Consider the following 11,513-nt stretch of genomic DNA (forward strand, 5'->3'; position numbering starts at 1 on the left):
TTATAAACTATGAAAAAATTAAGTTTAATTCTTGCCTGTTCAGCATCTTTGTTTGCTGCAAGTAATTCAGAAATTAGTGATTTTTATTCAAAAAGCATTAAAGCACAATTTCCAAATGCTACCGTTAGTGTATCAAATCGTCAAAAGGTTGGTAATACGGGTTTTGAAAGTGTTGTTGTAAGCGTTGAATTAAATGGACAAAAACAAGAAAACATTCTTTTTACAAAAGATAGTCTTATTACCCCTGATCTTATCGATTTGAAAACGGGAATTTCCTATGCTCAAGAATATGAAATGAAAAAATTTCAAGAAGCAAGAGAAAATTTTACAAAAAATGCTAAAGCTGTAGCACAAAAAGAAACCATGGTAATAGCTTTGGGAGATAAAAATAAACCTGCAATTTATGTTTTTTCGGATCCTGAATGTCCATATTGTAGAGAGCATTTAGCTCAAATTGATGATGAACTTAAAAACTATCAAGTTAATTATATTTTAACTCCAGTACATGGAAAATCTGCTTTTGAAAAATCCGCTCTAATCTACAAAGAAGCAAAAAAAGCAAAAAATGATAAAGAAAAAATCGCAATTTTAAACAAATACTATGATGCAAATATCAAAAATTATCCAAAAGTAAGTGATGCAGAATTAAAAGAAGTTTTTTCCTTATATGAAAAATATCGCTCATTAGGTCTTAGCGCTACTCCAACTATTATTAAATAAACCTAATGTCTAAATTTGCTTTAATTTTAAGCTTTTTTATAGCACTCTTTATGAGTGCTTGCACCAATGCAACTTTCATACAAAGCTTTATTCAAACAAGCAATGAAGGCATTTTTATCAGATCGCAAAAACAACAAAGTTTTAAAATTTCCTTTCAAAATCCTAGCCAACTTCGAACTACTTTGGATAGAGATTTGGCTTTAAAACTTAAAAATTTAGGCTTAAAAGAAGTAAAAGAGAATGCAGATTATGAAATTTTAATCAATCTTGTAGATATGAAAAAGCGTTCTTATGCTCAAAAAATCACAACTTCAGCAAGATTTTTTTATGATTTTGATCCTTTTGAAAGTGATGGAGAATGGATGGTAGAAAACTACTATACTATGCAAGTTAATTTACAAATCAACTCTAAAAATTACAATTCTCAAAAAACAAGTCTTCTTGCAAGAACAGCTTATCTTGGAAATAAAGAACACTGTCAATTATCTTTAGAAAATAAAATTATAAATCAAATAGTGAATTTTTTTTATTTTTAAGAAAAGAACAATCAAGAGTATAAAAACTCTTGATTTTAAGAATTATTAAGCAAAATAAGGTTTGATTTGTTCTACCCAAGCATCAATTCTTGATTCAGTTTGATCTTCTTGATTATCATTGTCAAGAGCAAGTCCAACAAATTTACCATCTACAACCGCATCGCTTGCTTCAAATGTATAACCATCAGTTGAAACTTCTCCTACCAAATTTGCACCTGCATCTTTTAAATTTTGAGCTAATTTACCCATGCCACCACAAAAAGTGTCAGAATAACTTTCACTATCACCCATACCAAATACAGCTACAGTTTTTCCACCAAGACTAAGCCCTGAAAAATCAAAACCATCCCAATCATCTTGTAAATCACCACTTCCCCAAGTTGAAGTTCCACAAATTAATTTATCGTAAGAATTCATTTTAGCCGCATCAATATCTGAGATATTAAAAACATCGCTAATTCCAAGTTTTGAAGCAATTGTATTAGCCGCTCCTTCTGTATTTCCCATAGCACTACCATAGATTACTGCTACTGACATTATTTTCTCCTTATAATTTGATTTGATATTTTATACGGAACTAATTTTAACATAGTTTTGTTTAAATCACACAAAAAATGTTTTATTTCAATAAAATGTGTGAAATTTTTGTTACGTGGACAAACAATATAAAATTTTTCAAAATTGTTTTCTTTTATTAAATTCAATAATCCATGAATTTCATTTTCAATTTTTAAATTATGTGTATTAATCTCTTTGCAAAGTGGTAAAATTGCAAATTTCTTATCTATTATAATAAGATTACCATCTTGATCTATATTTTTTCCATTATTTTGAAAAGAAACCTTATCATAAACATAAGAGCTAAATAAAATTTGTGCATCAAAACAAATACCATAAAGATAAATTCTTAAAAGTCTTAAAAGATCGATATTCTTAGATATTTTAGTATTAAAAATCAAGCTTTTTCTTTTTTGAAAGTAAAAAGCGTATACATTAAGCTTGATATTTATATTTTGAATCTTACCAAATGAAACATGCATTATATCATGTAAAAAATTTCCAAATATCATTTTTAAACTCTTGGTATTTTTTGCATATAAAAGAGGAATTTTTAGAGCGCTATCAACACTCGCATTATATTGAGTTAAAAAAGTCAACATAAGTTCTTGATTGTTTAAATAGCGATAAATTTGCGGTATAAATTCTCGCTTATCATCAAATCCAAATAACATCTTTAACCTTTATAGCAAGAAAATTCTTTATTAAGATTAAAAATTTTACAATATTCACAATACACACAACTTACGCTTCTTTTTGCACAAACTAATGGAATTTTGCGCTTTTTAGCTTCATTTTTGATTTTTTTCATAGTATTATGATTTAAAAAGCTTGTTAACATTACTATACATTCCGTATCACAAGGAATCGGCTTGCGATTAACTCTATTTTCATTACGCGCATCCCAGTGTTCTATTTTTTTAGCACCTAAATCATGTAAAACAGCTCTAATAGGAGTGATTTCATCTGCACCAATAACCAAAACTGACATAAATTCTCCTTTGTGATTTTTAAAATATATTTTGATAATTATTATTATAATATAAAAAAACTAAATTTATTTTGAAATTTATTATCAATAAAATGCAATTATTCAGTTAATTTTAATTTTTAATAGATATAATTTACTAATTAATAAATTTTATTATTTAGGAGAAAACAATGAAAAAATTGACTAACGATTTTGGAAACATTATAGCCGATAACCAAAATTCATTAAGCGCAGGCGCAAAAGGACCTTTACTTATGCAAGATTATCTTTTACTTGAAAAACTTGCTCATCAAAATAGAGAAAGAATTCCAGAAAGAACCGTTCATGCTAAGGGAAGTGGAGCTTATGGCGAAATAAAAATTACAGCAGACTTAAGTGCTTATACCAAAGCTAAAATTTTTCAAAAAGGCGAAGTTACTCCATTATTTTTACGCTTTTCAACAGTAGCAGGTGAAGCAGGTGCAGCAGATGCTGAACGCGATGTGAGAGGTTTTGCTATTAAATTTTACACCAAAGAAGGAAACTGGGACTTGGTAGGAAATAACACTCCGACATTCTTCATCCGTGATGCTTATAAATTCCCTGATTTTATCCATACTCAAAAAAGAGATCCAAGAACACATTTAAGAAGCAATAATGCTGCTTGGGATTTTTGGAGTTTATGTCCTGAAAGCTTACATCAAGTAACCATTCTTATGAGTGATAGAGGAATTCCTGCAAGTTATCGTCATATGCATGGATTTGGAAGCCATACTTATAGTTTTATTAATGATAAAAATGAAAGATTTTGGGTGAAATTCCATTTTAAAACCCAACAAGGGATTAAAAATCTTACCAACCAAGAAGCTGCTGAGCTTATAGCAAAAGACAGAGAAAGCCATCAAAGAGATCTCTATAATGCTATAGAAAATAAAGATTTTCCAAAATGGAAAGTTCAAGTTCAAATTCTTGCTGAAAAAGATATAGAAAAACTTGGATTTAATCCTTTTGATTTAACAAAAATTTGGCCTCATAGCCTTGTACCTTTGATGGATATAGGCGAAATGATTCTAAATAAAAATCCTCAAAATTATTTCAATGAAGTTGAACAAGCTGCCTTTAGTCCAAGCAATATCGTTCCTGGAATTGGCTTTAGCCCTGATAAAATGTTGCAAGCTAGAATTTTTTCATATCCTGATGCACAAAGATATAGAATAGGAACTAATTATCATCTTTTGCCCGTAAATCGTGCAAAAAGCGAAGTAAATACTTACAATGTCGCTGGTGCTATGAATTTTGATAGTTATAAAAATGATGCAGCTTATTATGAACCAAACAGCTATGATAATAGCCCAAAAGAAGACAAAAGCTATCTTGAACCTGATTTAGTCTTAGAAGGTGTAGCACAAAGATATGCTCCACTAGATAATGACTTTTATACTCAACCAAGAGCTTTATTTAATCTTATGAATGATGATCAAAAAACTCAACTTTTTCATAATATCGCCGCTTCTATGGATGGAGTTGATGAAAAAATTATCACTAGAGCTTTAGAACATTTTGAAAAAATTTCACCTGATTATGCAAAAGGAATTAAAAAAGCTTTAGAAAAATAATTTTTACTTGCCACTTTTGGTGGCAAACTAAAGATTATAATAATTAAGGAGAAACAATGACAACTCTTAGTTTAGAAGAAGAAAAAAGATTTGAAGAGCTTTGCAAAATGGCTTTTAATTTTGCAAGAAATAATGAATGTGAAAATCTTAAAATCATGATAGAAGCAGGTTTAAATGTAAATTTAAAAACTCATAAAGGCGATAGCTTGCTTATGCTTGCAGCTTATAATAATTCTTATGAAAGCGCTAAAATGCTTTTAGAAAAAGGTGCAAAAGTAGATGAAAAAAACGATCGTGGACAAACCCCATTAGCGGGAGTTTGTTTTAAAGGATACTTACCTATGTGTGAACTTTTAGTTAAATATGGAGCAAATATTGATGAAAACAATGGTTTAGGAATGACACCTTATACTTTTGCTATTATGTTTGGACGCAAAGATGTGGCAGAATTTTTACTCAAAAAATCTAAAAATAATTTTTTAAAGAAAATGAGCCTAAAAATACTAAAATTTATCAAAAAATTTTAGTTATTTTTTAAATTTCTTCAGATACCTATAAACACTGGGTTCTGAAATTTTTAAAAATTTTGCTACGATAGGAACCGCTCCTTTTATATTAAAAATACCTTTTTCATATAGCTTTTCAGCAATTTCTTCTTTTTGAGTAATGCTTAATTGATAATCAGAATTTAAATAACTAGAATCTACACTTTGAACTAAAATATCCTCTATCGAGCGACTTAATGTTTCTATGCTTGAATCATTTTGAGAAAAACTAATATTTCCTAAAATATCACCCATATCTCCAATTTTTTCTAAATCAATCATCTTGCATATTAAATCTCTCATAATGCTAGTATCATGATTGATACACAAAATACCTACTAATTTATCATGATTTTTAATAAAAAAAGTAGATCCTCTAATTAATTTTGATTTTCCAACAAGAGCCTTATAATCACATAAAAAATCTTTTTCTAAATATTTTTTATTTTGCATAAGCTCACTTGCAAAAGCAGTCAAGGGGGAATCTAAACTTCTCCCACTAATGTGATTATTAGCAATTGCCGCAATATAAGCCCCATCTTCAGTAATTACATGAAAAACTATCTCATATTGCTCACCTAAAACTTCTCCTAAAAAATATGTCAACTTTATAAATTGTTGTTTTTGTCCCTCATCCATAAAACTGCCTTCAATAAAAATTAATATAATATTAAATTCTACTCTTTATACTTTAAAACATTTCTTAAAAATAAAATTTTATTATTATGATAATAAACTATTGACAAGTTATTATTGTAGTGATAAAATTCACTCTGCTTAATCTATATTTAACAAAGGAGAATTCATGTCAAACTATCCAAAAGCTATTGGTCCATACTCAGCTTACAGAGAAGCAAATGGACTTTTATTTATATCAGGACAACTTCCTATCAACCCTATTTCAGGAGAAATAGAAAGTTCTGACATCAAAGAACAAACCAAACAATCTTTGAAAAATATCGGTGCTATTTTAGAAGAAAATGGTATCAGTTATGATAAAGTGATTAAAACCACTTGCTTTTTAGCTGATATCAATGATTTTGTAGCATTTAATGAAATTTATGCTGAATTTTTTAAAGATCCTTATCCAGCAAGAAGTGCTTTTGCGGTAAAAGATCTACCAAAAAAAGCTAAAGTAGAGATAGAGATCATCGCTCAAAAAGGCTAAAATATGCTAGGTATTGTTTTATCTCTATTTAGCATTTTTTTACTTGTTTTTATGCTTTATAAAAAAATCAATGCTCACATGGCATTGCTTTTAAGTGGTTTACTTTTACTTTCCTTAGCTGCTATTTTTGGACTTTCTCCACACATTGTCGCTAAAGGTTCTTTAAATTTAGGTTTTTTTGATATTTTTCAAGTTTTTAATCAAACCATGTCAAGTACATTAGCAGGGCTTGGACTTACACTTATGACTATAGCAGGTTTTTCTGCTTATATGGATCATGTAGGGGCTTCTTATGCACTTTTTAAAGTTTTTGAAAAACCTTTAAAAGCTGTAAAATCTCCTTATGTTTTACTCATAGTTGCTTATTTTATCGTGCAATTTTTAGTTCTTTTTATCCCTTCTCACGCAGGCTTGGCACTTTTACTTATGGTTACTATGTATCCTATACTTGTACGCTCTGGTGTTTCAAAACTTTCTGCCTTAAGCGTGATTGCTATTTGTCAATATATCGATCATGGACCTGGGAGTGGAAATGTGATCATGGCGTCAAAAGTAGCTGAAATTGATCCTGCAATTTATTTTGTTCATTATCAACTCCCTACGACTTTACCTATCATTATAGCTGTAGGTATTGCAATATATCTTTGCAATAAATTTTTTGACAAAAAAGATAATTTTGTCTTCAATGCACAAGAAATTGAAAAAGAACTAAATGAAAATGAAGGCAAAGAAAAAGAACTTAAAAAACCTCCTAGAATTTATGCGATTTTACCTATAATTCCTTTGGTTTTAATCCTAGGATTTAGTTCAGTACTCGATAGCATCTTGATTTTAATGGGAATAAATAGTGCTGAAGAAGTCAAAGCAGCTGCTAGTACCGCAATTAAAATGAATGTTCCAGTAGCAATGGTGATTTCAACTTTTGTGGCTATTATTTTTGAAATGATACGCTATAAAAGCATAGTAGAAACTCTTAATTCTATTATGATTTTCTTTAAAGGAATGGGACATTTATTTGTTATCACGGTTTCACTCATCGTTTGTGGTCAGGTATTTGCAAGTGGTCTTTTATCTGTAGGTTTTGTAGATACTTTAATAGAATTTTGCAAAAATGCAGGATTTGGAGTTTTGGCTATTATTATCGCCGTTTCAATCTTGCTTGCAGTTTGTGCTTTCTTAATGGGTTCAGGAAATGCAGCATTTTTTAGTTTTGCTCCACTTATCCCAAATATAGCAAAACACTTTGGAGTTGAAACTATCACCATGATAGCACCAATTCAAATCATGACGGGCTTTGGAAGATGTGTTAGTCCTATTGCACCAGCAATCTTAGCTATCTCAGCTATTGCAAAAGTAAGTCCTTTTGCCGTGGTTAAAAGAACAGCTATTCCTATGCTTGTAGCGACTATTGTAAATGTTATTATGACTTATATTTATCTTTAAAAAGGAGAAAAAATGAACTCAAAAACTAAACTTATTCATTGTGGCAGAGGTGATCAAGGCGCTGAAGTAAGATCAGTTAATCCTACACTTATGCGTGCATCAACCATACTTTTTAAAGATCACGCAACTTGGCAAAAATACAGAGAATTAAGAAAAACAGATCGTGTTTTAAGTTATGGAGCTAGAGGAACAACAACCAATTTTGAACTTGAAAAACTTATTTGCACTCTAGAGGGTGGCTATAGAGCACAACTTTTCCCAACAGGACTTGCAGCATTAGCTATGGTACTTTTAAACTATGCAAGCAAAGATGCGCATTTTTTAATCACTGATGCAATTTATGGGCCTGTAAGAACGATTTGCGAACTATTTTTAGAAAAAATGGGTGTTGAAATTGATTTTTTAAAAGCTGATGCAAGTGATGTAGAAGAAAAAATCAAGCCTAATACCAAGCTTATCTTATGTGAAAGTCCAGGTTCTATACTTTATGAAATCATAGATTTACCAAAACTTTGCAAAATTGCCCATGCGCATAATATCCCTGTAGCCATTGATAATACTTATTCTAGTGGATATTTTCTAAATCCTTTAGAACTTGGGGTGGATATTTCAGTTATCGCCGCTACAAAATATCTTAGCGGACACTCTGATGTAACCATGGGTATAGTAGTAATCAACGAAAAAGAATGGAAAAATTTTGACAAACTTCCAGAAACTTTAGGCTTTACAACAAGTCCTGATGATGCTTACTTAGTGCTTCGTGGTATGAGAACACTAGATGTGAGAATGAAAGCTCATGAAAAAAGTGCTGATGAAATTGTAGAGTTTTTACAAAGCAGAAAAGAAATTAAAACAATTTTCTATCCAAAACTCAAATCCCACCCAAATCATGAAATTTTCATGCGTGATCATAAAGGTGCAAATGGTATGATTACCATAGAATTTGCAGAAGGTTATAACAAAGATGATGCTATTAAATTTGTAGATAAACTAGAATACTTTTCAATTGGTGCTAGCTGGGGTGGATATGAAAGCTTAGCCACCGTAACTACTCCACCTAGAACTGCAACAGACCTAAGCGCAAGAGGGCCATTTGTAAGATTTCATATAGGTCTTGAAGATACTAAAGATTTAATTGCTGATTTAACACAAGCTTTTGATAGTATTAAAAAATAAGGAGATAAGATGACAGGAATTAGCGTATTTGATCATAGATTACTAGCAGACTCATGGAGCACGCAGGAAATGCGTGCTATTTTTTGCGAACAAAACCGCATACAAAAATGGCTCGATGTTGAAGCAGCTTTAGCAAAAGCACAAGCAAAACTTAAAATTATCCCTAAAAAAGCAGCTGATGAGATCGCAAAAAAAGCTCATTATAAATTTATGGATATGGACTTTATCTTTGCTGAATTTAAAAAGACCAAACACCCTTTAGTTCCTACTGTAAGAGGATTAGAAAAAGCTTGCGATAATAATTTAGGTGAATATGTACATTTTGGAGTAACCACTCAAGATATCATCGATACAGGACTGGTTTTACAATTTAAAGAAGCAATGACTCTTATAAAAAGCGAATTAAAAGCTATCGCAAAAGCCCTAGCAAAACTAGCTAAAACCCATAAAAATACTGCTATGATGGGAAGAACTTTGGCACTTCAAGCTTTGCCTATTACTTTTGGACATAAAGTAGCTATTTGGTTAAGTGAACTTGAGCGTCATTTTGAAAGAATACTTGAACTTGAAAAAAGACTTTATGTAGGTAGTATAGTAGGCGCTGTAGGAACTAAAGCAAGTTTAAGTGATGAGTGCAATGAGGTAGAAAAACTCACTTTAGAAAATTTAGGACTTGATGTGCCTAATATTTCTTGGCAGAGCGCACGTGATCGCTTTATAGAACTTGGTTTTGTACTAGGTAATATCAACGCAACCTTTAACAAAATCGCTCATGAAATTTTAATCCTTTCGCATAATGAAATTGATGAAGTTGCTGAACCTTTTGGCAAAGGACAAGTAGGATCAAGCACTATGCCACACAAAAGAAATCCTGCAGTAAGCGAAAATGCAGTTACAGTAAGCAATGCTTTTAAAGCAAATTTAGCCATTTTAAGTGATATTGAAAGACATGAACATGAAAGAGATGGTCAAGTTTGGAAAATGGAATGGAAGCTTTTACCTGAAATGTTTTTAATGCTTTCTGTGGTTTTAGCAAACATGAAATTCGCTCTTAGCGATTTAGAAGTAAAAAAAGATAAAATGCTTAAAAATTTAAATACTCTTAATGGTTTTGTTTTAGCCGAGCGTGTTATGTTTGCATTAAGCGATCATTATGGAAAACAACATGCCCATGAAATTATTTATGAAAATGCTATGCTAGGTATAGAAAAACAAAAAACTTTTAAAGAAGTTTTACTTGCAGATAAAAGAGTATCTAAGGTATTGAAAGAAAAAGAAATTGATGCTTTGCTTGATGCAACAACCTATGTAGGATATGCACCAAAACTTGTAGATGAATTTTTGGCAAAAATCAAAAATAGCGCTATCTTAAAATAGGAAAATCATGTTCTATAGTGAAATTTTAGTGGATTTTATTTTCAATCTTAAATATGAAAATATCCCTAATGTAGTTGTTCAAAGAGCTAAAGAGCTTATGCTTGATAGCCTTGGAACAGCTATAGCAGCAAGCAAAGAAGAATGTGTTTTAAATGCTTTTAAAGCTTTTGAAAATTTAAGCACAGAAAAAAATACTCCTATTTGGGTAAATGATCAAAAATTAGATCCTATATACGCAGCCATGCTAGATGGCATTGCTTCTCATGCGTTAGATTTTGACGATACGCATACAGAGGCGATTTTGCATGCAAGTGCGATTTTAACTCCACTTTGTTTAAGTTATGGATTTCATGTTAGTAAAGATGCAAAAAAAATCACCAAAGCTTTTATAATAGGCTGGGAAATTGCAGCTAGAGTAGGTATTGCAAGTAAAGGCACTTTTCATAAGCGTGGTTTTCATACCACTGCTATTGCAGGAATTTTTGGAAGTGTGAGTGCAAGTGCAATCTTGCTAGATCTTAACAAAGAACAAATCATTAATGCTTTAGGACTTGCAGGAAGTTTTGCAAGTGGGATTAATGAGTTTTTATCCAATGGATCTAATTCAAAAGTTTTACATATTGCTAATGCTATTAAAAACGGCATTATGGTGGCTCATTTTGCTAAAAACAATATGAGTGGGCCTTTGAGTATTTTTGAAGGTAGAGACAATATCTTTAAATGTTTTGGTATAGAGGAAGAATGCGATAAAACAGAACTTAGCAAATCCTTAGGTGAAATTTGGCAAACCATGCAAGTTTCAATCAAGCCTTATCCAAGTTGTCATTTTGCTCATGGGCTTATTGATTGTGCTATTGCTTTAAAAAATGATGGTTTAAAAGCTGATGAAATTAAAAGTATTCATTGTTTTGTAGATGAAGTTCCTATTTCTTTTATCTGTGATCCTTTGGAAGCAAAATACACTCCAAATAGTGCTTATGAAGCTAAATTTTCCATGCCTTTTTTAATGGCTCTAGGATTCTTTGATAGTAAAATCACTCTTGAATCTTATGAAAATTTAAAGCGTAAAGAAGTACTAGAATTTGCTAAAAAAATCAGTTACGAAAAAAGAAAATCTCAAGGCTTTCCAAAATATTTTCCAGGGCATTTAGAAGCCAGTTTGCAAGATGGACGCATAATCCAAAAAGATGTTTTTATCAATAAAGGTAATTTTGATAATCCACTAAGTTTTGAAGAATTAAAAGCTAAATTTTTAGCCAATGCACAAATTTACCTTGATGATGCTAAAGCTAATAAAATTCTAGATCAAATCATTAATCTAGAAAATTTAAACCACTTTTCTTTTTAAATATTCATCCTTCTTTTTTAAGAAGGATATTTCATTACACTTTTTTATTATAATAT

13 protein-coding genes are annotated in these 11,513 nt (G+C 30.7%); 9 read left to right on the top strand and 4 right to left on the bottom strand.

The window, feature by feature from the left end; all coding sequences use genetic code 11:
- Positions 1-9: 9 nt before the first annotated feature.
- Both AJ888_RS05695 and AJ888_RS05700 read left to right on the top strand, forming a co-directional pair.
- On the top strand, positions 10-720 hold the full coding sequence (locus tag AJ888_RS05695) for a thioredoxin fold domain-containing protein (protein ID WP_002862054.1): 711 nt from the start codon (positions 10-12) through the stop codon (positions 718-720).
- A gap of 5 nt (positions 721-725) precedes the next feature.
- Entirely contained in the window at positions 726-1,256 is a 531-nt protein-coding gene (locus AJ888_RS05700; protein WP_002862055.1) for a hypothetical protein, read from the top strand.
- A 45-nt stretch (positions 1,257-1,301) separates the two neighbouring features.
- On the opposite strand, the gene fldA is transcribed toward AJ888_RS05700, so the two are convergent.
- From fldA to AJ888_RS05715, 3 genes are read right to left on the bottom strand one after another with little or no spacing between them, the layout of a single operon-like run.
- On the bottom strand, positions 1,302-1,793 hold the full coding sequence (gene fldA, locus AJ888_RS05705; RefSeq protein WP_002855629.1) for a flavodoxin FldA: 492 nt from the start codon (positions 1,791-1,793) through the stop codon (positions 1,302-1,304).
- Positions 1,793-2,488: a hypothetical protein gene (locus AJ888_RS05710; protein ID WP_002862056.1), complete on the bottom strand. Its 696-nt coding sequence runs from the start codon at positions 2,486-2,488 to the stop codon at positions 1,793-1,795. Before AJ888_RS05710 ends, fldA begins: the two co-directional genes overlap by 1 nt.
- A gap of 2 nt (positions 2,489-2,490) precedes the next feature.
- A complete protein-coding gene (locus AJ888_RS05715; RefSeq protein ID WP_002855637.1) occupies positions 2,491-2,805 on the bottom strand; it encodes a DUF2325 domain-containing protein in 315 nt (104 codons plus the stop codon).
- Between the two features lie 170 nt (positions 2,806-2,975).
- Here AJ888_RS05715 and AJ888_RS05720 point away from each other — a divergent pair, with 170 nt between their 5' ends.
- Together AJ888_RS05720 and AJ888_RS05725 are read left to right on the top strand one after the other, a co-directional pair.
- Positions 2,976-4,400, top strand: coding sequence for a catalase (locus AJ888_RS05720; protein ID WP_044794240.1), 1,425 nt, complete (start codon positions 2,976-2,978; stop codon positions 4,398-4,400).
- 56 nt (positions 4,401-4,456) lie between these two features.
- Positions 4,457-4,927, top strand: a complete 471-nt coding sequence (locus AJ888_RS05725; RefSeq protein WP_002862058.1) for a Cj1386 family hemin-binding protein — start codon at positions 4,457-4,459, stop codon at positions 4,925-4,927.
- Here the strand turns inward: AJ888_RS05725 and AJ888_RS05730 are convergent, their stop codons facing one another.
- Complete coding sequence (locus AJ888_RS05730) at positions 4,928-5,584, bottom strand: transcriptional regulator (protein WP_002881505.1); 657 nt, start codon at positions 5,582-5,584, stop codon at positions 4,928-4,930. It abuts the gene before it with no gap.
- Between the two features lie 166 nt (positions 5,585-5,750).
- Between AJ888_RS05730 and AJ888_RS05735 the strand changes: the two genes are divergently transcribed.
- From AJ888_RS05735 to AJ888_RS05755, 5 genes are read left to right on the top strand one after another with little or no spacing between them, the layout of a single operon-like run.
- Complete coding sequence (locus AJ888_RS05735; protein WP_002881507.1) at positions 5,751-6,113, top strand: RidA family protein; 363 nt, start codon at positions 5,751-5,753, stop codon at positions 6,111-6,113.
- 3 nt (positions 6,114-6,116) lie between these two features.
- The gene (gene dcuC / locus AJ888_RS05740; protein ID WP_044794239.1) at positions 6,117-7,556 is read left to right on the top strand and encodes a C4-dicarboxylate transporter DcuC; all 1,440 of its coding nucleotides are present in this window, start codon (positions 6,117-6,119) and stop codon (positions 7,554-7,556) included.
- Positions 7,557-7,568: 12 nt separating this feature from the next.
- Positions 7,569-8,732 carry a trans-sulfuration enzyme family protein gene (locus tag AJ888_RS05745; RefSeq protein ID WP_002862062.1) on the top strand — a complete coding sequence of 388 codons (1,164 nt, stop codon included), beginning with the start codon at positions 7,569-7,571 and terminating at the stop codon, positions 8,730-8,732.
- Between the two features lie 9 nt (positions 8,733-8,741).
- Positions 8,742-10,109 carry an adenylosuccinate lyase gene (gene purB / locus AJ888_RS05750; protein ID WP_002862063.1) on the top strand — a complete coding sequence of 456 codons (1,368 nt, stop codon included), beginning with the start codon at positions 8,742-8,744 and terminating at the stop codon, positions 10,107-10,109.
- A gap of 7 nt (positions 10,110-10,116) precedes the next feature.
- Entirely contained in the window at positions 10,117-11,457 is a 1,341-nt protein-coding gene (locus AJ888_RS05755) for an MmgE/PrpD family protein (RefSeq protein ID WP_002862064.1), read from the top strand.
- The last annotated feature ends 56 nt before the right edge of the window (positions 11,458-11,513 follow it).

Source organism: Campylobacter sp. BCW_6467, assembly GCF_001762855.1.
GTDB classification, from domain to species: Bacteria; Campylobacterota; Campylobacteria; order Campylobacterales; family Campylobacteraceae; genus Campylobacter_D; species Campylobacter_D jejuni.